The sequence below is a fragment of the Bradyrhizobium sp. CCBAU 45389 genome, assembly GCF_028128625.1.
Taxonomy (GTDB): Bacteria; Pseudomonadota; Alphaproteobacteria; order Rhizobiales; family Xanthobacteraceae; genus Bradyrhizobium; species Bradyrhizobium liaoningense_B.
Map to the genome: position 1 here is coordinate 78,174 of NZ_LBIY01000006.1, position 20,596 is coordinate 98,769.

Consider the following 20,596-nt stretch of genomic DNA (forward strand, 5'->3'; position numbering starts at 1 on the left):
GCAACCTGGAAAGCGCAGGCTCGGCTAAATCGGCGGTAGCCGGGCACACCGCATGGTTGTCGTGCATTGACCCGGTTCCGTTGACATTGCGTCAGCACGGTGACCGTCATGATCGATCGCTCTCGCGCCGCTTCCACCGAGCCAGCATCCGCTGCCCCGCCTCACGACGCCAAGGAGGCCAAAGGTGACGCCAAGGGATTGCAGGAGGCGCTGCACGAGCAGCTGTTCGCCAATGACGACCACGGTCATTCGCCCGAGGCGCAGGCGCCGGCGGAACCGCAGCGGCGCTGGCCGCACCTGCGACGTGGCGCCAAGATCGCCATCGGCCTTGCCATCCTTGCCGTGTTCGGCTGGTTGCCGCTGCGCGCGATCTGGGAATATTCGAGCGTCGAGGCCGTGCTGAATTCCCGCCTCGTCACCCTGCGCACGCCGATCGGCGGTCGCGTGGTGGCCGCCCAGCGCCTGACCGATCAGGCCAGGTTAGACGCCGGCGCCGTGGTCTTGCGCGTGGTGAACTCGCGCGGCGACCGCACCCGGCTCGACGATCTCCGGCGGCAGAAATCGCGGCTGGAGAACGAGCGGCCGAGCCTCGCCGCCAAGCTCGCCTCCGCGCAAGCCGCGCAAAAGGACCTGGCGCGGCAGGCCGCGCAATTCCGCGACGGGCGGGTGCTTCAGCTCGAGGCCCGCATTGCGGAGATCCAGACCTCGATCGAGGCGGCCGCGGCGCGGCGGGACGAGGCCAGCGCCGCCGTCGAGCGCGCCTCCTCGCTGGCGAAAACCGGCAACGTCTCGACCGTCGAGCTGGCGCGGCTGACCCGCGAGCTCTCGGTGTCGCAGCAGACAGAGCTCGGTGCGCGTAAGCGGCTGGACGCCGCGAAGGTCGAGCTCACTGCGGCACGGAACGGCTCGTTTCTCGGCGACAGCTACAACGATCGTCCGAGCTCGGTGCAGCGCGAGGAGGAGATGCGCCAGCGCGCCAGCGATCTCGAGGCCGACCTCGCACGCATCGACACCGAGATCGCCTGGCTCGGCAGCGAGATCATCGTCGAGGAGGTCCGCTTCGCCGATCTCTCCGAGGCCAACATCACGTCACCCGTCTCAGGGCGCGTCTGGGAGATGATGACCTCGCCCGGCGAGGACGTGCAGGCCGGCCAGCCCCTGCTCAAGGTGCTCGATTGCAGCAGCGCCGTCATCACCGCGAACGTCACCGAGAATGTCTACAACCGCCTGCAGCTCGGCGACCACGCGACGTTCGAGCCGAACGACGGCGGTGCGCCGATCTCCGGCACCGTGGTCAATCTGACCGGCGCCGCCGGCGCGCCCGCCAATCTCGCCATCAATCCCGACGCGCTGAGCAAGGAGCCGTATCGCGTGACCGTTGCGCTTGCCGATGCCGCCGCCCACGGCTGCACGGTGGGACGCACCGGCCGCGTCGTGTTCGCAAGGCATGAGACCGCGCCGTGACGAGCGCGCTGACGCCCGGCCTGATAGCGCTCGGCGCCTTCCTGGCGATCGTGCCGCTGCTCCGGCGCGACAGCACGATGGCACGCTCATTCCTGGCCGTCGTGTCGCTGGTTCTCCTGCTGCGCTATCTCCAATGGCGCGTCACCGCGACCCTTCCTCCGCCGCATCTGACGGCGGATGCCGTGATCGGCTATCCTTTCATGCTGCTGGAGGCGGCTTCGCTGGTTGCGGTCTCACTGTCGCTGCTGTTCCTCAGTCGCACGCTCGACCGCACCAAGTCAGCCAGGATCGATGGCCGCGCCAGAGATCCGCGCGCGCCGCTGATCGACGTCTTCATCTGCACCTACAATGAGGAGCGATCGATCCTCGAGCGCACCATCATCGGCGCGACCGGCATGGCGTACGGCAATTATCGCGTCTGGGTGCTCGACGACGGAAGGCGACCCTGGCTGCGGCGGCTCGTCGGCGAACTCGGCTGCCATTATCTGACGCGGCCCGACAACCGCCACGCCAAGGCCGGCAACATCAATCATGCGCTCCGGCATGTCGGCGCGCTGCCGGAGCCGCCGCAATTCATCGCCGTTCTCGACGCGGATTTCGTGCCGCGGCCCGATTTCCTTTCGCGCACCGTCTCGCTGATGGACGATGCCTCGGTCGGCGTGGTGCAGACGCCGCAACACTTCATCAATCCCGACCCGATCCAGACCAACCTTGCCGCAACCGACGTCTGGCCGGACGAGCAACGCTTCTTCTTCGACATCCTGCTGCCGGCGAAGGATGCCTGGGGTGTCGCCTTCTGCTGCGGCACCTCGTCGCTCATCCGCTATGCCGGGCTGGTGCGGATCGGCGGGTTTCCGACCGACTCGGTGACGGAAGATTATCTCGTCACGCTGCGCCTGAAGGAATACGGCCTCAACACGATCTATCTCAACGAGCGATTGACCATCGGGCTCGCGCCGGAAGGGTTGAAAGAATACATCACCCAGCGCGCCCGCTGGTGCCTCGGCCTGATGCAGATCGTGCGCGGCCGCAGCGGACCGCTGTCGCGGACGTCGGAGCTCTCCTTCATCGACCGGCTCTCGCTGGCCGATGCCTTCATGAGCTGGGCCGCGGTCTACACGTCGAAGGTGGCGGGGCTCGTGGTGCCCTGGCTGTTCCTGCTGTTCGGCATCAAGGCGGTCCGGGCCGACCTGACCGAGCTGCTGCGCTATTTTCTGCCGTTCTATGTCTGGCACGGTCTCACCATGGCCTGGCTGTCGCGCGGCCGCTCGCTCGCCATGATGACGGATGTCTCGCAACTCATCGCCGCGCCTGCGGTGCTGAAGGCGGTGGCAACCGGCCTCTTGAAGCCGAAAGGACACAAGTTCAAGGTCACCGCGAAAGGCGGCGACCGTGACAGGCGGTTCGTCGAATGGCCGCTGCTGCGGCTCTATGGCAGCGCCCTTGTCATCACGCTCGCTGCCATCGCCTATGCCTTCATCCTGCATTTGCGCGGCGAGAACATCGCCTATGGCGGATTGGCCCTGGCATGGAGCCTCTACAACGCGGTCATCCTCACCGTGGTCTGCTTCGTCTGCATCGAGCAGCCGCGCAAGCGCAAGGCGGAGCGCTTCCATCGCAACGAGCCGGTGCTGCTGCGCCAGGACGGCAGGTCGCATCTGGCGCGGCTCGCCGACATCTCCATCACCGGCGCCCGGCTGATCGATCCCGATCCGCCGAGGCCCGGTAGCACGATCGAATGCCAGATCTACGGCCGCTCGATCGCCGCGATCGTGGTGCGGCGGACGACGGACGGATTCGCAGTCCGGTTCGAGGAGGGCATGGACACGCGCGTGCACGCGATCCGGGCGTTCTATGCCGGCGAGTATGTGCGCGCCTATCAGGGCGTCCGGGCGCTGCCGGTCGGCAAAGCGCTGCTGATGCGGCTGTTCGGCTAGGGTCTGCACGCGTGAACGTCGGCGTCTCACGGTTAACGATTCCCTTCCGAGCGGAATCGCTTCGAAGTTTGTTAAATTTTGCTGGGTACCTCTTTTGGGCATGATGACCTGGGGTACGACATGAGCAAGCGGGCCAAACGCAAGAAGGCAGAGGCCCTCGCAATACCCATGGCTGCGAGAGTTGCAATTGCGGCCGTGGCTGTCGCCGCAGCGGGATACGGTTTGCTGTTTCACCCCGCGAGCGTGCAGCCGGCGCGGAAGCCGTCCGCGCTCCAGGCCCAGGCCTCGTCAACGCCGGTCTACGTGGCAACGCCAGCTCGTGCATCGGCGCCGGTTGCGGCCGCGGCTACGGCTGCGATTCCGATTCCGGCTCCCGCCCCGGCACCGCTGGTCGAGCCGCCAAAAGCCGACGCCGGCGTTCCCGGAGCACTTGCTCGGCAAGTGGTTGACTACGCCAGCCGTCAGGCCCCGGGCACCGTGATCATCGATACCGGAAACACATTCCTTTATTTCGTGCTGAACGACAGGCAGGCGATGCGCTATGGCATCGGTGTCGGCCGCGAAGGTTTCACGTGGTCGGGTGAACAGACTGTAGCCCGCAAGGCAGAATGGCCGGACTGGCATCCGCCTGCCGAGATGGTTGGGCGTCAACCTTATCTGCCGCGGTTCATGGCGGGGGGCCCCGGCAATCCGCTCGGCGCCCGGGCGATGTATCTCGGCGAGACCGAATATCGCATTCACGGCACCAACAACCCCGATACGATCGGGAAGAAGGTTTCATCCGGCTGTATCCGGCTGACCAATGACGACGTCGTGGACCTCTATGAGCGCGTGAAAGTCGGAGCGAAAGTGATCGTGCTTCCGGCAACGGCTGCCCGCCGACCATCGCAGGGACCGACGCCCGACGCCGCTTTCCGATTGCCGGACCCGGCATCGCCGTCGAAGCGGCCCCTGGCAGCCAACGCGCAGATGTTGTCACCCGGACCGAAGATCGCCGAAGCCGTCCGGTAAACGCACGGCGAGCGCCCGGTCGCGAACCAGACTGGATGAGCCGGCCTGGCCTTGAGGGGATGGCCTGGGGCCGTCACTTCACATAAACTTCGGGCGAATCCACGCCCGCCTCCCCGCCGGAACCCCTATGCTCCAGACCCGATTTGCGATCGCGGCCGTCGCGCTCCTCGCATGCTCCGCCACCGCCTCTGCCCAATTCGTACCGCCGCCCGCAAGGCCTGTGGCGCCCAAGGCCAGCGCGCCCTCGCCGCGCGCGGCCTCGTGCCATAACGGCGCGAGCTTCGACCGCTTCCTCGCCGACGTGAAGCAACAAGCCGTCGCGGCCGGCGTCTCGCAGCGAACGATCGCGGAGGCTTCGCCCTACCTCGTCTACGACCAGGGCATCGTCAACCGCGACCGCGGCCAGCGCGTGTTCGGTCAGCTCTTCACCGAGTTCGCGGGACGCATGGCCGCGCCCTATCGCATGCAGAACGGCCAGCAGCACATCAAGAACCACGCCTCTGCATTCGCGCGCGCGGAAAAGGAGTATGGCGTGCCGCCGGCGGTGATCGCCGCGTTCTGGGGCCTGGAGAGCGATTTCGGCGCCAACATGGGCAATCTGCCGACGCTGAAATCGCTGGTCTCGCTCGCCTATGACTGCCGGCGCTCGGAGATGTTCGTGAACGAGACCATCGCCGCGCTGAAGATCATCGATCGCGGCGATCTCACGCCCGAGGAGATGGTCGGATCCTGGGCCGGCGAGCTCGGGCAGACGCAATTTCTGCCGGTGCACTACGTCAACTATGCCGTCGACTATGACGGCGACGGACGGCGCGATCTGCTGCGCAGCGAGGACGACGTGATCGGCTCGACCGCGAACTACATCGCCAATGGATTGAAATGGCGGCGCGGCGAGCCGTGGCTGGAAGAGATCAAGGTGCCGCAAAACCTGCCATGGGAGCAGACCGATCTCACCGTACAACAACCACGCTCGAAATGGGCGCAGCTGGGCGTCACCTATCCCGACGGACGGCCGCTGCCGAACGACAATCTGCCCGCCTCCGTGCTGCTGCCGATGGGACGGACCGGCCCTGCCTTCATGGCCTATGCGAATTTCGCGGCCTACACCGAGTGGAATAACTCGCTGATCTATTCGACCACCGCAGGTTATCTCGCCACCCGCATCGCGGGCGCGCCGCCGATGCGCAAGCCGGCCGCGCCGGTCGCGCAACTGCCGTTCAACGAGCTGAAGCAATTGCAGCAGCTTCTGGTCCAGGCCGGTTACAATGTCGGCAAGGTCGACGGCGTGCTCGGCCAGCAGAGCCGCGCAGCGGTGAAGGCGATGCAGATCAAGTTCGGCCTTCCCGCGGATTCCTGGCCGACCGCCGAACTGCTCGCCCGCATGCGCGGCGGCACGGCACAGGCGCAGCCGGCGGGAATTGTGCGGTAGAATTTTCGCATCGCACAAGCCGCTTTCGCGATTGTATTTTTCCATGAGGCTCCCATGTGAGTGGCTCAGGTTTTCTCCTGAGAATTCCACTCATTGAAGCGAGCATCACATGTCCTTCTACGACGCCGTCGTCCCCGCCTATTTGCAAATGCTGAACAGCCTGACCGGCCTGCTCACCAAAGCCGAGGCGCATTGCGCGGCGAAGAAGATCGATCCGAGCGTGTTGCTCGGCTCGCGCCTGTTCCCGGACATGCTGCCGCTGTCGAAGCAAATCCAGCTCGTCAGCGATTTCGCTGCCAAGGGCTGCGCGCGGCTGACCCATAGCGAGGTGCCGTCGAACCCCGATACGGAAAAGACGTTTGAGGAGCTGAAGCAGCGGCTGGCGAAGACGATCGACTACGTCAAATCGTTCAAGCCCGAGCAGTTCGAGGGTGCCGAGACCAAGGACGTCACCTTCCCGGCCGGCCCCGACAAATCCATCACCATGAAGGGGCAGCAATTCTTCAGCGCGTTCTCGCTGCCGAACTTCTATTTCCACGCGGCGACCACTCACGGCATTTTGCGCCACAACGGCGTCGAGATCGGCAAGCGCGATTTCATGGGCGCGAACTGACTTGTCAAATCGCACGGCGGCGGCAGTCAAAATCCGCTGCCGTCGCCGGAATTGCACATGAATTGTGCTACGCGGGCTTTGCCGCGTAGCTCGCCTGCACTTTCCGTATGGCTCGTCTCTTGCGCCTGATGTCGCGATGCACAAGTGTTCGGGACCTCTCACCGCCTGGAAGCATTCTCATGAGCCGTTCGACCAAATTGTTTGAGACCTACAAGCTCGGCCCGATCACGCTGGCCAACCGCCTCGTCATGGCGCCGCTGACGCGCAACCGCGCGGTGCCCGGCACGTTCGTCCCCGGCGCGCTCGCCGCCGACTATTACGGCCAGCGCGCCTCCGCGGGCCTCTTGATCACCGAAGCGAGCCAGGTCTCGCAACAGGGCCAGGGCTACCAGGACACCCCCGGCATCTACAGCAAGGAGCAGGTCGCCGGCTGGCGCAAGGTCACCGACAAGGTGCATGAGCGTGGCGGCAAGATCTTCATCCAGCTCTGGCATGTCGGCCGCATCTCGCATGTCGATCTGCAGGCGAATGGCGCGGCCCCGGTGGCGCCGAGCGCGATCCGCGCCAAGGGCAAGACCTTCGTCAACGGCAGCTTCGCCGACGTCTCCGAGCCGCGCGCGCTCGAGCTGTCCGAAATTCCCGGGATCATCGACGACTTCAAGCGCGCGACGAAGAATGCGCTGGAAGCGGGCTTCGACGGCGTCGAGATCCATGGTGCCAATGGCTATTTGCTCGAGCAGTTCGCCAAGGACGGCGCCAACAAGCGCACGGACGCCTATGGCGGCTCGATCGAGAACCGCGCACGGCTGATGCTGGAAGTCTCCAAGGCCGTCGTGACTGAAGCCGGCGCCGATCGCACCGGCATCCGCATCTCGCCGGTGACGCCCGCCAACGACATCTCGGATTCCAATCCGCAGGCGCTGTACGACCACATCGTCGACGGCCTCAGCGCGCTGAAGCTGGTCTATCTCCACGTCGTCGAAGGTGCCACCGGCGGGCCGCGCGACATCGCGCCGTTCGACTATGCGAGCCTGCGCAAGCGTTTTGCCGGCGCCTACGTCGCCAACAACGGCTACGATTTCGATCTCGCCAGCAAGGTGCTGGACGCGAATGCGGCCGATCTCATCGCCTTCGGCAAGCCGTTCATCTCCAACCCCGACCTCGTCGAGCGCCTGAAGGCGGGTGCGGCGCTGAACGACTGGGACAAGAACACGTTCTACGGCGGCGGCGCGAAGGGGTATACGGACTACCCGACGCTGGCGGCCGAGCCGGCGGAGTAGCGGCCCCGTAGCTCCATCCTCCGTCGTTGCGAAGAGCTCTTGCGACGAAGCAATCCAGACTGCCTCCAGGGAAAGACTCTGGATTGCTTCGCTGCGCTCGCAATGACGTTGTGGTGACAGCTGCGCCACAAACAAAAAGGCCGGGATCGCTCCCGGCCTTTCGCATTTGATGACGCTACGCGCCGCTTACTTTGCTTCCGCGCGCTTGGGCGGGGTGGCCGGCCACGACTTGATCAGGGTGTCGTAGTCCACCGTCTCGCCCTTCGGCTTCTCGTTGGCGAGCTTGCGCTGCGGGGCGATGGTGCCGTCCTTCTGGGCCTTGGCGAACCAGTATTCGGCCGTCTCCTTCTTGTGCAGCTTCGGACCGCAGGCGCCCTGCACGCCGGACTTCTCCAGGCGCTCCATCACGGAGTCCTGGGCAGCGGCCAGTGCGTCCATCGCGGCTTGCGGCGTCTTGGTACCGGACGATGCATCGCCGATGTTCTGCCACCAGAGCTGGGCGAGCTTCGGATAGTCGGGCACGTTGTTGCCGGTCGGGGTCCACTGCACGCGCGCGGGCGAGCGGTAGAACTCGATCAGGCCGCCGAGCTTCGGCGCACGCTCGGTGAACGACTTGTCCCAGATGTCGGATTCACGGATGAAGGTGAGACCGACATGGCTCTTCTTCAAGCTGACCGTCTTGGAGACGATGAACTGGAGATAGAGCCAGGCCGCCTTGCGGCGATCCGCGGGGGTCGACTTCAAGAGCGTCACGGAGCCGGCGTCCTGGTAGCCGAGCTTCATGCCTTCCTTCCAGTAGGCGCCGTGCGGCGACGGAGCCATACGCCACTTCGGCGTACCGTCCGCGTTCATCACGGCGATGCCCGGCTTCACCATGTCGGCGGTGAAGGCGGTGTACCAGAACATCTGCTGGGCGATGTTGCCCTGGGCCGGCACGGGGCCGGACTCGGAGAAGGTCATGCCCTGGGCCTGCGGCGGAGCATACTTCTTCATCCACTCGAGGTACTTCGTGATCGAGTAGACCGCGGCCGGACCGTTGGTGTCGCCACCACGCTCGACCGAGGAGCCGACCGGACGGCAGCCTTCCATGCGGATGCCCCACTCGTCCACCGGCAGACCGTTCGGAATGCCCTTGTCACCGTTGCCGGCCATCGACAGCCAGGCGTCGGTGAACCGCCATCCGAGCGAGGGGTCCTTCTTGCCATAGTCCATATGGCCGTAGACCTTGACGCCGTTGATCTCCTTGATGTCGTTGGTGAAGAACTCGGCGATGTCCTCATAGGCGGACCAGTTCACGGGCACGCCGAGCTCGTAGCCGTACTTGGCCTTGAACTTGGCCTTGTAGTCGGGGTTGGTGAACCAGTCGTAGCGGAACCAGTAGAGGTTGGCGAACTGCTGGTCGGGCAACTGGTAGAGCTTGCCGTCCGGCGCCGTGCCGAACGATTTGCCGATGAAGTCGTTGACGTCGAGCATGGGATCGGTGACGTCCTTGCCCTCGCCGGTCATGTAGTCCGATAGCGCGATCGTCTGATTGTAGCGGAAGTGCGTGCCGATCAGGTCGCTGTCGTTGATCCAGCCGTCATAGACGTTCTTGCCGGACTGCATCTGGGTCTGCAGCTTCTCGACGACGTCACCTTCCTGGATGATGTCGTGCTTGAGCTTGATGCCGGTGAGCTCGGAGAACGCCTTGGCCAGCGTCTGCGATTCGTATTCGTGAGTCGTGATGGTTTCGGAGACGACGTTGATCTCCATGCCCTTGAAGGGCTCGGCGGCCTTGGCGAACCACTCCAGCTCCTTCTTCTGGTCTTCCTTCGACAGCGTCGAGGGCTGGAACTCCGCAATCCACTTCTGGATCGCGGCGTCGTCGGCAGCGCGGACCGGCGCCGAGACGGTGAACGACACCGCCAGAAGCGCGGCAGTGCTGGACATGGTCAGAAAACTGCTCTTGGTCAATGGACCTTTCCTTCTCCTAAACTGTCGCATGTTGTTCCTCCGTTGCAGCGACAAACTTTTATACAGGCCCGGGTTGCCCCCGGATCTGGCCGTCCCTTCGCAAGCTTCAGACCGTGCGGAAAATGAGCACGGCCGTGGCCAGCGAAATTCCACTTGCGAGCCACAGGCTCGAGATCTCAAACCCCTCCTCACCGATCGGCAGCGTCGCGAGCGCGTCGGTGCCGACGAGGCCGATCCACGCGAGATGGATGACGGCTGCCGCAATAAGCGAGACGAACAGGCGGTCGCCGCGCGTGGTCGGAATACTGAGCACGCCGACGCGTTCGGCCTCGGGATAGACCGCGGCGAGCCACGTCATCACCGCCAGCGTGCAGGCCAGCGCGGCGAAGAAGATCGCGGTCGGCAGCGTCCAGGCCATCCATGCGATGGATTCCATAAGAACCTCCCTACACCCGGCCGAGCGCGAAGCCGCGCGCGATGTAATTGCGGACGAACCAGATCACCAGCGCGCCCGGAATGATGGTGAGCACGCCGGCCGCAGCCAACAGGCCCCAGTCCATGCCCGCGGCCGACACCGTGCGCGTCATGATCGCCGCGATCGGCTTGGCGTGCACCGAGGTCAGCGTGCGCGCCAGCAGCAGCTCGACCCAGGAGAACATGAAGCAGAAGAAGGCGGCGACGCCGATGCCGCTCGCGATCAGCGGCACCAGGATCTTGATGAAGAAGCGCGGGAAGGAATAGCCGTCGAGGAAGGCGGTCTCGTCGATCTCGCGCGGCACGCCTGACACGAAGCCTTCGAGGATCCACACCGCCAGCGGAACGTTGAAGATGCAGTGCGCGAGCGCGACGGCCCAGGGCGTGTCGAACAGCCCGATCGCCGAATAGAGGTTGAAGAACGGCAGCGCATAGACCGCCGCCGGCGCCATGCGGTTGGACAGCAGCCAGAAGAACAGATGCTTGTCGCCGAGGAAGCGGTAGCGCGAGAATGCATAGGCCGCCGGCAGCGCCACCGAGATCGAGATGATGGTGTTGAGGACGACGTATTCGAGCGAGTTGATGTAACCGGAATACCAGCTCTCGTCGGTGAAGATGCGCTTGTAATGCTGCAGCGTCGGGGTGTGCGGCCACAGCGTCATCGTCGAGACGATCTCGCTGTTGGTCTTGAAGCTCATGTTGATGAGCCAGTAGATCGGCAGCAGCAGGAAGATCAGGAACAGCCCCATGATGAGGCGGCGGCCGGGGATCGAATGCATCAGGCCACTCCTTCCTTTGGCTTGAGCGCTGGCACGGGCTTGAGCGCGGCCGAAGGCTTCGGCTCCGCCGCCGGCTCGCTCTCCGCCTGAACCTTCCGCTCGACACCGGCATTGGTCATGACGGTATAGAAGATCCAGCAGACGATCAGGATGATCAGGTTGTAGACCAGCGACAGCGCCGCGGCCTTGCCGAGATCGAACTGGCCGAGCGCGATCTTGACGAGCTCGATCGACACGAAGGTGGTGGAGTTGCCGGGTCCGCCGCCGGTGACGACGAACGGCTCGGTGTAGATCATGAAGCTGTCCATGAAGCGCAGCAGCACCGCGATCAGCAGCACGCGGTTCATCTTCGGCAGCTGGATCGCCTTGAACACCGCCCAGCGCGAGGCGCCGTCGATCTGCGCGGCCTGGTAATAGGCATCCGGGATCGACTTCAGGCCGGCATAGCAGAGCAGCGCGACGAGGCTGGTCCAGTGCCAGACGTCCATCACGATGACCGTGACCCAGGCATCGACTTCATTGGAGACGTAATTGTAGTCGATGCCGATGGCGTTCAGCACATAGCCGAGCAGGCCGATGTCGGGCCGGCCGAAGATCTGCCAGATCGTGCCGACCACGTTCCACGGAATCAGCAGCGGCAGCGCGAGGATGATCAGGCAGGCCGCCACGGTCCAGCCCTCGCGCGGCATCGACAGCGCCACGACGATGCCGAGCGGCACCTCGATGGCGAGGATCACCATCGAGAAGAACAGGTTGCGGCCGAGCGAGGCGAGGAAGCGGCCACCGAGATCGGTCGAGGGATCGAGCAGCTCCTTGAACCAGCCGACGCCGTTCCAGAAGAACTGGTTGTTGCCGAAGGTATCCTGCATCGAATAGTTCACCACCGTCATCAGCGGCAGCACCGCGGAGAAGGCGACGACCAGGAACACCGGCAGCACCAGGAACCAGGCTTTTTGGTTGACGGTCTTGTCCATCAGGCGGCTCCCTCCACCAGAAGGCTGTCGGCATAGACGTGCACGTGCGACGGATCGAATCTCAGCCCGGCGCTGCCGTCCGAACTCGTGAAGCCCGCCGGCGCGCGCGCCGCGAGCTTGGCATCGCCGAGGCGCGCACGGGCAAAGCGGATGCGGCCGAGATCGTCGATGCGCTCGATCCTGGCGGTGAGCAGGCCGGGCGCGGGTGCGACCACCTCGACGAATTCGGGGCGCACGCCGATCTCGATCCTGGCGCCGACCGGAAGGTTGTCGTAGCTGCGGTTCAGCGCGATGACGTGGCCGTCGATCAGCGCCTCGCGCCCCCTCACCTCCGCCGGCAGGATGTTCATGCCGGGCGAGCCGATGAAATAACCGACGAAGGTATGCGCCGGCTTGTCGAACAGCTCGGCCGGCGTGCCGCTCTGCACGACGCGGCCGTCATGCATCACGACGACGGTGTCGGCGAAGGTCAGCGCCTCGGTCTGGTCGTGGGTGACGTAGATCATCGTGAGATCGAGCTCACGATGCAGCGCCTTCAGCTTGGACCGGAGCTGCCATTTCAGCTCGGGATCGATCACGGTGAGCGGCTCGTCGAACAGCACGGCGGCAACGTCGTTGCGCACGAGGCCGCGGCCGAGCGAGATCTTCTGCTTGGCGTCGGCGGTCAGGCGGGTGGCCTTGCGGTTCAGATAAGGCTCGAGGTCGAGCAGGCGGCCGATCTCGGCGACGCGCCTGTCGATATCGGCCTTCGGCACGCCGCGGTTCTTCAGCGGAAACGCCAGGTTCTGCCCCACCGTCATGGTGTCGTAGATCACCGGAAACTGGAACACTTGGGCGATGTTGCGCTTCTGGGTTGACAGCGGTGTGATGTCCTTGCCGTCGAACAGGATTTTCCCCCGCGACGGCGTGATGATGCCGGAGATGACGTTGAGCAGCGTGGTCTTGCCGCAGCCGCTTGGGCCGAGCAGCGCATAAGCGCCGCCTTGCCGCCAGGTCATGGTGACAGGCTTGAGCGCAAAACTCTCCTGCGGCGCATCATTGCCGCCGTAGGAATGGGCGAGATCGACGAGGTCAATGCGGGCCATCGCGCATCTCCCCCTTACGAGCCCGGTGCCGCGACCAAACGGTCGGCGGCATCGAAGACGAAGACATCATTGGGATCGAGCACGGCATCGATGGTCTGGCCCGGCTCGAACTCGTGCACGCCGTGCAGCACCGCCACCCAGTTCAATCCGTCGCGGGTCAAATGCACAAAGCTCTCCGAACCGGTGATTTCGGTCACCGTCACCGTGGCATGGAAGGCGTGGCGGTCGGCCTCACCATTGGCAAGCCCGAGCTGATGGGCGCGGAAGCCGACGCGGTAGGTGCCGTCGGCGAGCGACGAATAGAGTCCCGAGGCCGGGGACGCGGTGCCGCCGGCATAGGCGACGTGCCCGTTCTTCTTCTCGATGCCGACGAGGTTGAGCGGCGGATCGGAAAACACCTGCGCGACGCGCAAGGTCTGCGGCCGGCGGTAGACGTTGGCGGTCTCGCCCATCTGCAGCGCCTTGCCCTCCCACATGCACACCGTATTGCCGCCGAGCAGCAGCGCTTCGGTCGGCTCGGTGGTGGCATAGACGAAGATCGCGCCGGAGGCTTCGAAGATGCGCGGCAGCTCGGCGCGCAGCTCCTCGCGGAGCTTGTAGTCGAGATTGGCGAGCGGCTCGTCGAGCAGCACGAGATCGGCGCCCTTGACCAGGGCGCGCGCGATCGCGGTGCGCTGCTGCTGGCCGCCGGAGAGCTGGAGCGGCGTCCGTTTCAGGAACGGCTCGAGCCGCAGCAGCTTCGCGGCCTCCGCCACGCGCGTCTCGATCTCCTCGCGCGGCTTGCCCTGCACACGCAAAGGCGACGCGATGTTCTCGTAGACCGTCAGCGAGGGGTAGTTGATGAACTGCTGATAGACCATCGCGACCGAACGCTGGCGCACGTCGGCGCCGGTGACGTCCTTGCCGCCAACCAGCACCCTCCCCGTGGTCGGCTTGTCGAGGCCGGCGAGCAGCCGCATGATCGAGGTCTTGCCCGACAGCGTCGGCCCGAGCAGCACGTTGAGCGTGCCGCTCTCGAGCGTCAGCGAGACGTCGCGGATGTGCTCGACACCGTCGACGGTCCGGGTCACGTGATCGAGTGTCACGCTCATGAGCGTCCTCCCGCTTCGAGCAGGGGACTTTGCGACACGGAGTGGGCCCTGATCCAGTCGTCAAGCGCCCCGATCTCGTCGGCAGATAGTCGCAGGCCGAGCTTGGAACGGCGCCAGACGATATCCTCGGCGGTGACGGCCCATTCGTTGGCCATGAGGTAGCGGACCTCGCGCTCGGTCAGCGTGGCGCCAAAGGCCTGGCCGAGATCGGCGGCCGACTTCGCATCGCCGAGCAGCTTGATGGCGCGGGTGCCATAGGCGCGCGCGAGGCGCCGCGCATGCTCATGGCCGAGGAAGGGATAGCCGCGCTGCAACTCCACGATCAGGCCGTCGATATCGGACACGTTCATGTCGCCGCCCGGCAGCGGCCATTTTCCGGTCCAGCCCTCGCGCGCTTTCGCACTGCGGAGATAGGGCGAAAGCCGCTCCAGCGCCTCCTCGGCGAGGCGGCGATAGGTCGTGATCTTGCCGCCATAGATCGACAGCAGCGGAGAGCCGCCGGGCGTGTCGAGCTCGAACACGTAGTCGCGCGTTGCGGCCTTGGCCTCGCTGGCGCCGTCGTCATAGAGCGGACGCACGCCGGAATAGGTCCAGACCACGTCCTCCGGCGTCACCGGCTTGGCCAGATATTCGCTCGCCGCGGTGCAGAGATATTGGATCTCCTCCGGCGTCGCCTTCACCTTGGCGGGATCGCCGTCATAGTCGCGGTCGGTGGTGCCGATCAGCGTGAAATCGTCCTGGTACGGGATCACGAAGATGATGCGGCCGTCGGCATTCTGGAACATGTAGGCGCGGTCGTGGTCGTAGAGCTTCTTGACCACGATGTGCGAGCCCTGCACGAGGCGCACCTTGGCTTTCGCATTGACGCCGGCGCCGCGGCCGAGCACGTCCTCGACCCAGGGGCCGCCGGCATTGACCAGCGCCTTCGCCCGGATCTGCGAGCGCTCGCCGGTGAGCGTGTTGAGCATGCTGACGGTCCAGACGCCGTCGGCCTGACGGATCTCGGTGGCGCGGGTGCGGGTGCGGATCTCGGCGCCCTTGTCGGCGGCATCGCGCGCGTTGAGCACGACGAGGCGGGCGTCGTCGACGAAGCAGTCCGAATATTCGAAGGCGCGGCTGTAGCGATTCGGGATCAGCGGCTTGCCGACCTCGTCACGCTTGAGGTCGACCGAGCGCGTGGCGGGCAGCAGATGGCGGCCGCCGATGTGGTCATAGAGGAAAAGGCCGAGACGCAGCAGCCAGGCCGGACGCAGACCGGCGTGATGCGGCAAAACGAAACGCAGGGGACGGATGATGTGGGGCGCAATGCCCCAGAGAATCTCGCGCTCGATCAGCGCCTCGCGGACCAGCCGAAACTCGTAATATTCGAGATAGCGCAGGCCGCCATGCACCAGCTTGGTCGACCAGGACGACGTCCCGGACGCCAGGTCGTTCATTTCGCACAGGAAAACCGTGTTGCCCCGGCCCACCGCGTCGCGCGCGATGCCGCAGCCGTTAACACCGCCTCCAATGATGGCGAGATCGAAAATACGCTCCAACAGACGCATCCCCCGGCGACCGCTCGTTCCTTCGAGCGGCTACTTTCGTTTTTGATTAGATCACACCGAAAAACGAAAGCAAGATGAAAGAGAGGCGAAAGGAAGTGAAAGAGGAACTTTTTGGTGGGCAAAAGGCTGCGGGAATGAGCAGCTTCGACGGCAATTCGAGAAGCAGCAGCGCCCTTGAATGATCCAATTCACAGAATTATAGTCATAATAGTCATATTGGTTTTAAGCTTGCATGGCCGACCGAAACACTGCACCCGACGCACTTCCGACTGATGACACCTGGACGCTCGCCAACGCCAAGGCGCGGCTGTCCGAGGTGATCGACCGCGCCCAAGCCGGCCCGCAGGTCATCACCCGACACGGCAAGCCCAACGCGGTGGTCGTTTCCGCCGAGGAATGGGCGCGCAAGACCGCACGCAAAGGCACGCTCGCCGAATTTCTGCTGGCCTCGCCGCTGCGCGGCGCCGACCTCGACCTTGAACGCGTGCCCGACGCACCACGCGACGAAATGCCGTGAACCTGTTGCTCGACACCAACGTGCTCTCGGAGATTCAGCGGCCCGCACCTTCGCCGAAAGTTCTGGCATGGCTCGATACGGTCGATGAGGATCGCGCGTTCATCAGCGTCGCCTCTATCGCGGAGCTTCGCCGCGGCATCGCATTGCTGGAGGATGGCCGCCGGCGCACCGCGCTGGCCGCCTGGCTTGCCCACGATCTGCCGGCGCGGTTTGCCGAACGAGTCCTACCGATCGACCATGCGGTGGCGGAGCGCTGGGGCGATCTGATGGCTCAGAGCCGCAGGAGCGGCGTTGCGTTGTCAGTGATGGACGGCTTCTTTGCGGCGACCGCGCTCGCAAACAGCCTCACGCTGGTAACGCGCAATGTAAAGGATTTTGCGACGTTCGGCGTCCCGCTGCTCAATCCGTGGGACGACGTATAGGACCCTATCTCAGCCGCACCACCGGTGCGGCTTCCGGTGCTGCATCCTGGGCATCGGCCTGCGGATCATCGATGTCGGCCCCCTTCGGCATCGCCTCGACCACCTCGATACCCTTGCTGTGGCAGATGGTGGCGAGGCGCTCGGGCAGCTCCTGGTCGGTGACGAAGGTCTGGATCTGGGTGATGTGGGCGATGCGCACCGGTGCGCTGCGGCGGAGCTTTGTCGAATCGGCGACCAGCATGACGCTGCGGGCATTGGCGATGATGGCCTGCGCCACCTGCACCTCGCGATAGTCGAAGTCGAGCAGCGCGCCCTCCTCGTCGATCGCGGACGCCCCGATGATGGCGTAGTCGACCTTGAACTGGCCGATCAGCTGCGTCGCGGTCGAGCCGACCACGGCGCCGTCGGCGCGCCGCACCGTGCCGCCGGCGACCACAACCTCGATGCGGGGATGGCGGTACAGCAGCATCGCGACATTGAGGTTGTTGGTGATGACGAGCAGATCCTCGTGCGAGGTCAGCGCGCTCGCGACCTCCTCCGTCGTGGTGCCGATGTTGATGAAGAGCGAGCAGCCGTTCGGGATCAGCGACGCAGCGGCGGCCCCGATCGCCTTCTTCTCGTCGGCGGCGACGAAGCGGCGCGCCTCATAGGCAAGGTTCTCGACGCCGGAGGCGATGATGGCGCCGCCATGGATGCGGGTCAGCGATCTCCGCTCGCAGAGATCGTTGAGATCCTTGCGGATGGTCTGCGCCGAGACCTCGAACCGGCGTGCGAGCTCCTCGACCATGACACGGCCGGACGCGCGTGCGATGTTGAGGATTTCGGCTTGGCGGTGGGTCAATCCGGTCACGGCAACGCCCTCAAATCAGAATGATGCATGGTGCGGCGGTTCGCGCCTTCGGTCAATGCGGGCGCCAATCACGGTTAACGGACGAAGGGCTCTCACCACGCCATTTCTTACCAAGTCATGGCGGCGGCAAGACGCGCGAGCAGGTCCGGATCGTCGTAGGCGCTCGCGGAAGCGACCGCGCCGGCGGCAACAAGGTCAGCATGGCTGAGAGTGGTGCGCATCCCGATGGTCGGGATACCGGCGGCCGTCGCCGACTCAATGCCGGTGCGGGAATCCTCGAACGCGATCGAGGCTTGCGCGCTGGCGCCGACAAAGCGCAAGCCTTCCTGATAGGGCAGCGGATGCGGCTTGCCGTGCGGCAGCTCGGCGCCGATCACGAGCGCCTTGAAACGGTGCGTAATGCCGAGGCCGGAGAGCAGCAGCTCGGCGTTGAGACGCGGCGCGTTGGTCACGGCCACCATGGGAATGCCGGCGCTGTCGGCCCGGTCGAGCAGCGCCATCAGGCCCTGCAGCGGCACGATCTGCCCAGCCACCAGGTCGCGAAAGATCGTCTCCTTCTCGTCGAGGATCGCGAGGCGCCGTTCCGGCGATTCGTCGGGCAGAAATCGCTCGCCGATCGACACGTTGGAAAAGCCCTGGAGCTCGCGCTTGAAGCGCTCGTCATCGACGACATGACCGCGCGGCGCGAACACGCGATGGAATGCCTCGCGATGAAGGGGGTCCGTGTCCGCCAACGTGCCGTCGATATCGAACAGCAACGCCCGGCCAATCTTCTCCCTTTTCGCCTCGATCATTTCCGTACTTTCCCAAATGTGCGATGCATCGATGCGCGAGACGTATCAATACGGCCCCGATCGTGCAATGACGCATCCACATGACGACAATGCGACACTCGACAAAGCGGCGCGCGGCTGCAACACTCTCGCCAAGATCAAAAAGGAGGAAACGATGACGATCAACCGACGCGATCTGGCTCTCTCGACTCTGGCGGTTTCCGCGCTCGCTCTCACCACATCGGCGCTGGCCGCTTCAGCAGACGAGGACGCCGTGGCGAAGAAGGTCGAGGCCTTCCGCCTCGCCCAGATCGCGGCCGACCCGAAGGCGCTCGGCGCGCTGTGCTGGGACGATCTGAGCTACAGCCATTCCAGCGGCAAGGTCGAGGACAAGGCGACCTTCATCACCAACGCCACCGACGGCAAATCAAAGTTCCTGTCGATCGAATACAAGGACCCGACCATCAAGGTCGTCGGCCCCGCCGCCATCGTGCGCTTCCACTGGCTGGGAGAACAGGAGATGGCAGCCGATGGGAAAAAAGTATCGACCAACCTTCACATCCTGATGAACTGGCAGAAGCAGGGCGACGAGTGGAAGCTCTTGTCGCGGGCCGCGACGAAGTTGTGATGGCGTTCTCACCCTCTCCCCCTGTGGGAGAGGGTGGCATAGGCGGCCTTTGGCCGCCGTTCTTAAAAACGCCGGAGCTTTGCTTCGGCGTTCTCTTAAGGCACGGCCGCCGAAGGCGGCCTATGCGACCTTCTCCCACATCCGCCTTCGCCAGGGCTTCGGCGGACATGAGGGGAGAAGAAAGTGCAGCGGCATCAAGGGCGGCAAAAAATTCCGACCACGCTTCGCGTGTCAGAAATCGCGCTGCCTGGCGCAATGCAGCGTATTGCGACCTGACGCTCGACAAAATCAAGTGCGGCTGCAACAGTGGGCGCAAGATCAAGGGACGGAGGATATGATGACACTGAATCGCGATCATGCTGCCACGACGGACTACGAGGCGGTGGCAAAGAACGTCGAGGCATTTCGCCTCGCCCAGATCGCGGCCGATCCGAAGGCGCTCGGCGCGCTGTGCGCGGACGATTTGAGCTACAGCCATTCCAGCGGCTTCCTCGAGGACAAGGCGGCTTTCATCGCCAACGCCACCGACGGCAAGACCGAGTTCCTGTCGATTACGTACAAGGATCCAACCATCAAGATCGTCGGTCCCGCCGCGATCGTACGCTTCCACTGGCTGGCCGAGATGATGACCGGCGGACAGAAAGTGGCAAACAGCCTTCACATCCTGATGAACTGGCTGAAGCAGGGCGACGATTGGAAGCTGTTGTCCCGCTCCGCGACGAAGTTGTGATGAAGTTCTTACCCTCTCCCCTTGTGGGAGAGGGTGGCTCGCCGCAACGCGGCGAGACGGGTGAGGGATTGACCTCTCACAGTTGAATTTGCGGAAGCAGACCCCTCATCCGGCGCTTCGCGCCACCTTCTCCCACAAGGGGAGAAGGAAGGGGCTGCAAAAAATTCCGACCACGCTTCGCGCGTCAGAAATTACCCGCGGCAGGCGCTTACTTACGCCGCCTCCTTCACATCGCCATTCAACAGCCTGCGCGCGGCGCGCTCGGCTTCGCGTGCGTTGCGGAAGAGCTGGCCTTCGAGGCGATTGAACAGGTGAGACGAGGCGAAGAAGCAGTAACCGCCCTGACCGCGAACGACGATGCCCGCGGTCTCTGAATTCACTTCGATGATGTAGCTATCCGGCATGCCCATAGATCCTCAGTGCGGGCAGATAACGGCATCTCTGCCCTTTGGTTCCTAGGGCAAATCAACCGGTTTCCACCCCGAATCGACGTGCAAATCAGTACGCCGGGACCTCATCCGTTTTATGACCCGTTCTTGGCGAAGCCGCGACGCGATGACTCGCGCGCGCCGCGTTTCGTGTGCTGCAAGTTTTCGTGAGACGAGACAGAGCGTCGCGCGCGATTAAGTCGCGATGACAGCGTCGCCCGAACGAACCGCCTGCGGGCGACCATGTTCGTCGATCGAGACGTAGGTGAAATTGCCGTCGGTGACGAGAAACGGATGCTCCTCCCCGCGCCGCAATGCCCAGGCTTCCAGATGCACGGTCATCGAGGTGCGCCCCACACGCACGAGGTTGGCGTAGACGGAGACGAGATCGCCGACATAGACGGCTTTGCGAAAATTCATCGCCTCGATCGCGACCGTGACGGTGCGCGACTTCGCGACCTTTGACGCAAACACGCCGCCGCCGACGTCCATCTGGCTGAGCAGCCAGCCGCCGAAGATGTCGCCGTTCGCGTTGGTATCGGCCGGCATCGCCAGCGTGCGGATGCAGAGATCGCCGCTCGGCCCAGTGTTCGCCTGTTCGTTCATGCCTT

The 20,596-nt window shown here is 64.5% G+C and carries 21 protein-coding genes; 10 read left to right on the forward strand and 11 right to left on the reverse strand.

The window, feature by feature from the left end:
* Positions 1–108: 108 nt before the first annotated feature.
* From XH79_RS05040 to XH79_RS05065, 6 genes are all read left to right on the forward strand, one after another.
* A complete protein-coding gene (locus XH79_RS05040) occupies positions 109–1,464 on the forward strand; it encodes an HlyD family secretion protein (protein WP_271580917.1) in 1,356 nt (451 codons plus the stop codon).
* On the forward strand, positions 1,461–3,401 hold the full coding sequence (locus tag XH79_RS05045) for a glycosyltransferase (RefSeq protein ID WP_271580918.1): 1,941 nt from the start codon (positions 1,461–1,463) through the stop codon (positions 3,399–3,401). The genes XH79_RS05040 and XH79_RS05045 overlap by 4 nt, the downstream gene beginning before the upstream one ends.
* A 120-nt stretch (positions 3,402–3,521) precedes the next feature.
* Positions 3,522–4,412, forward strand: coding sequence for a L,D-transpeptidase (locus XH79_RS05050; RefSeq protein ID WP_271580919.1), 891 nt, complete (start codon positions 3,522–3,524; stop codon positions 4,410–4,412).
* Between the two features lie 127 nt (positions 4,413–4,539).
* Positions 4,540–5,841 (forward strand): lytic murein transglycosylase, encoded by a 1,302-nt coding sequence (locus tag XH79_RS05055; protein WP_271580920.1) that lies wholly within the window; start codon positions 4,540–4,542, stop codon positions 5,839–5,841.
* Positions 5,842–5,950: 109 nt separating this feature from the next.
* The gene (locus XH79_RS05060; protein ID WP_212348040.1) at positions 5,951–6,454 is read left to right on the forward strand and encodes a DUF1993 domain-containing protein; all 504 of its coding nucleotides are present in this window, start codon (positions 5,951–5,953) and stop codon (positions 6,452–6,454) included.
* 179 nt (positions 6,455–6,633) lie between these two features.
* A complete protein-coding gene (locus tag XH79_RS05065) occupies positions 6,634–7,734 on the forward strand; it encodes an alkene reductase (protein WP_271580921.1) in 1,101 nt (366 codons plus the stop codon).
* Positions 7,735–7,920: 186 nt separating this feature from the next.
* Here XH79_RS05065 and XH79_RS05070 read toward each other — a convergent pair whose 3' ends face one another.
* The 7 genes from XH79_RS05070 to glpD all read right to left on the reverse strand — a co-directional run bounded on the left by XH79_RS05070 (position 7,921) and on the right by glpD (position 15,637).
* Positions 7,921–9,663, reverse strand: coding sequence for an ABC transporter substrate-binding protein (locus XH79_RS05070; RefSeq protein WP_035667209.1), 1,743 nt, complete (start codon positions 9,661–9,663; stop codon positions 7,921–7,923).
* Positions 9,664–9,793: 130 nt separating this feature from the next.
* A complete protein-coding gene (locus tag XH79_RS05075; protein ID WP_018645276.1) occupies positions 9,794–10,123 on the reverse strand; it encodes a DUF2160 domain-containing protein in 330 nt (109 codons plus the stop codon).
* Between the two features lie 10 nt (positions 10,124–10,133).
* Positions 10,134–10,940, reverse strand: coding sequence for a carbohydrate ABC transporter permease (locus tag XH79_RS05080; protein WP_271580922.1), 807 nt, complete (start codon positions 10,938–10,940; stop codon positions 10,134–10,136).
* A complete protein-coding gene (locus XH79_RS05085; RefSeq protein WP_212348051.1) occupies positions 10,940–11,914 on the reverse strand; it encodes a carbohydrate ABC transporter permease in 975 nt (324 codons plus the stop codon). Before XH79_RS05085 ends, XH79_RS05080 begins: the two co-directional genes overlap by 1 nt.
* Positions 11,914–12,999 carry an ABC transporter ATP-binding protein gene (locus XH79_RS05090; protein ID WP_271580923.1) on the reverse strand — a complete coding sequence of 362 codons (1,086 nt, stop codon included), beginning with the start codon at positions 12,997–12,999 and terminating at the stop codon, positions 11,914–11,916. The genes XH79_RS05085 and XH79_RS05090 overlap by 1 nt, the downstream gene beginning before the upstream one ends.
* 14 nt (positions 13,000–13,013) lie before the next feature.
* Positions 13,014–14,090: an ABC transporter ATP-binding protein gene (locus XH79_RS05095; RefSeq protein WP_271580924.1), complete on the reverse strand. Its 1,077-nt coding sequence runs from the start codon at positions 14,088–14,090 to the stop codon at positions 13,014–13,016.
* A complete protein-coding gene (gene glpD / locus XH79_RS05100; RefSeq protein ID WP_271580925.1) occupies positions 14,087–15,637 on the reverse strand; it encodes a glycerol-3-phosphate dehydrogenase in 1,551 nt (516 codons plus the stop codon). The genes XH79_RS05095 and glpD overlap by 4 nt, the downstream gene beginning before the upstream one ends.
* A 232-nt stretch (positions 15,638–15,869) precedes the next feature.
* On the opposite strand from glpD, the gene XH79_RS05105 reads away from it, so the two are divergent.
* Both XH79_RS05105 and XH79_RS05110 read left to right on the forward strand, forming a co-directional pair.
* Positions 15,870–16,154, forward strand: a complete 285-nt coding sequence (locus XH79_RS05105; RefSeq protein ID WP_271580926.1) for a type II toxin-antitoxin system Phd/YefM family antitoxin — start codon at positions 15,870–15,872, stop codon at positions 16,152–16,154.
* Positions 16,151–16,576 (forward strand): type II toxin-antitoxin system VapC family toxin, encoded by a 426-nt coding sequence (locus tag XH79_RS05110; RefSeq protein ID WP_212348066.1) that lies wholly within the window; start codon positions 16,151–16,153, stop codon positions 16,574–16,576. Before XH79_RS05105 ends, XH79_RS05110 begins: the two co-directional genes overlap by 4 nt.
* Positions 16,577–16,580: 4 nt before the next feature.
* Here the strand turns inward: XH79_RS05110 and XH79_RS05115 are convergent, their stop codons facing one another.
* The gene (locus XH79_RS05115; protein WP_211409579.1) at positions 16,581–17,426 is read right to left on the reverse strand and encodes a DeoR/GlpR family DNA-binding transcription regulator; all 846 of its coding nucleotides are present in this window, start codon (positions 17,424–17,426) and stop codon (positions 16,581–16,583) included.
* Between the two features lie 107 nt (positions 17,427–17,533).
* Positions 17,534–18,220 (reverse strand): HAD family hydrolase, encoded by a 687-nt coding sequence (locus XH79_RS05120; protein WP_271580927.1) that lies wholly within the window; start codon positions 18,218–18,220, stop codon positions 17,534–17,536.
* 154 nt (positions 18,221–18,374) lie between these two features.
* Here XH79_RS05120 and XH79_RS05125 point away from each other — a divergent pair, with 154 nt between their 5' ends.
* Together XH79_RS05125 and XH79_RS43080 are read left to right on the forward strand one after the other, a co-directional pair.
* Entirely contained in the window at positions 18,375–18,827 is a 453-nt protein-coding gene (locus XH79_RS05125) for a nuclear transport factor 2 family protein (protein WP_212348072.1), read from the forward strand.
* A 334-nt stretch (positions 18,828–19,161) separates the two neighbouring features.
* Positions 19,162–19,557 (forward strand): DUF4440 domain-containing protein, encoded by a 396-nt coding sequence (locus tag XH79_RS43080; protein WP_018645287.1) that lies wholly within the window; start codon positions 19,162–19,164, stop codon positions 19,555–19,557.
* Positions 19,558–19,769: 212 nt separating this feature from the next.
* On the opposite strand, the gene XH79_RS05135 is transcribed toward XH79_RS43080, so the two are convergent.
* The gene (locus XH79_RS05135) at positions 19,770–19,961 is read right to left on the reverse strand and encodes a hypothetical protein (protein WP_212348075.1); all 192 of its coding nucleotides are present in this window, start codon (positions 19,959–19,961) and stop codon (positions 19,770–19,772) included.
* A gap of 219 nt (positions 19,962–20,180) precedes the next feature.
* Positions 20,181–20,591, reverse strand: coding sequence for an acyl-CoA thioesterase (locus XH79_RS05140; protein ID WP_212348078.1), 411 nt, complete (start codon positions 20,589–20,591; stop codon positions 20,181–20,183).
* Between the last annotated feature and the right edge of the window lie 5 nt (positions 20,592–20,596).

Coding starts and splice junctions, on each gene's coding strand:
- XH79_RS05085 (WP_212348051.1), bottom strand. CDS start 11,914: ATGGACAAGACCGTCAACCAAAAAGCCTGGTTCCTGGTGCTGCCGGTG.
- XH79_RS05050 (WP_271580919.1), top strand. CDS start 3,522: ATGAGCAAGCGGGCCAAACGCAAGAAGGCAGAGGCCCTCGCAATACCC.
- XH79_RS05040 (WP_271580917.1), top strand. CDS start 109: ATGATCGATCGCTCTCGCGCCGCTTCCACCGAGCCAGCATCCGCTGCC.
- XH79_RS05090 (WP_271580923.1), bottom strand. CDS start 12,999: ATGGCCCGCATTGACCTCGTCGATCTCGCCCATTCCTACGGCGGCAAT.
- XH79_RS05140 (WP_212348078.1), bottom strand. CDS start 20,591: ATGAACGAACAGGCGAACACTGGGCCGAGCGGCGATCTCTGCATCCGC.
- XH79_RS05105 (WP_271580926.1), top strand. CDS start 15,870: ATGGCCGACCGAAACACTGCACCCGACGCACTTCCGACTGATGACACC.
- XH79_RS05080 (WP_271580922.1), bottom strand. CDS start 10,940: ATGCATTCGATCCCCGGCCGCCGCCTCATCATGGGGCTGTTCCTGATC.
- XH79_RS43080 (WP_018645287.1), top strand. CDS start 19,162: ATGATGACACTGAATCGCGATCATGCTGCCACGACGGACTACGAGGCG.
- XH79_RS05065 (WP_271580921.1), top strand. CDS start 6,634: ATGAGCCGTTCGACCAAATTGTTTGAGACCTACAAGCTCGGCCCGATC.
- XH79_RS05135 (WP_212348075.1), bottom strand. CDS start 19,961: ATGCCGGATAGCTACATCATCGAAGTGAATTCAGAGACCGCGGGCATC.
- XH79_RS05125 (WP_212348072.1), top strand. CDS start 18,375: ATGACGATCAACCGACGCGATCTGGCTCTCTCGACTCTGGCGGTTTCC.
- XH79_RS05070 (WP_035667209.1), bottom strand. CDS start 9,663: ATGTCCAGCACTGCCGCGCTTCTGGCGGTGTCGTTCACCGTCTCGGCG.
- XH79_RS05075 (WP_018645276.1), bottom strand. CDS start 10,123: ATGGAATCCATCGCATGGATGGCCTGGACGCTGCCGACCGCGATCTTC.
- XH79_RS05095 (WP_271580924.1), bottom strand. CDS start 14,090: ATGAGCGTGACACTCGATCACGTGACCCGGACCGTCGACGGTGTCGAG.
- XH79_RS05055 (WP_271580920.1), top strand. CDS start 4,540: ATGCTCCAGACCCGATTTGCGATCGCGGCCGTCGCGCTCCTCGCATGC.
- XH79_RS05120 (WP_271580927.1), bottom strand. CDS start 18,220: ATGATCGAGGCGAAAAGGGAGAAGATTGGCCGGGCGTTGCTGTTCGAT.
- glpD (WP_271580925.1), bottom strand. CDS start 15,637: ATGCGTCTGTTGGAGCGTATTTTCGATCTCGCCATCATTGGAGGCGGT.
- XH79_RS05060 (WP_212348040.1), top strand. CDS start 5,951: ATGTCCTTCTACGACGCCGTCGTCCCCGCCTATTTGCAAATGCTGAAC.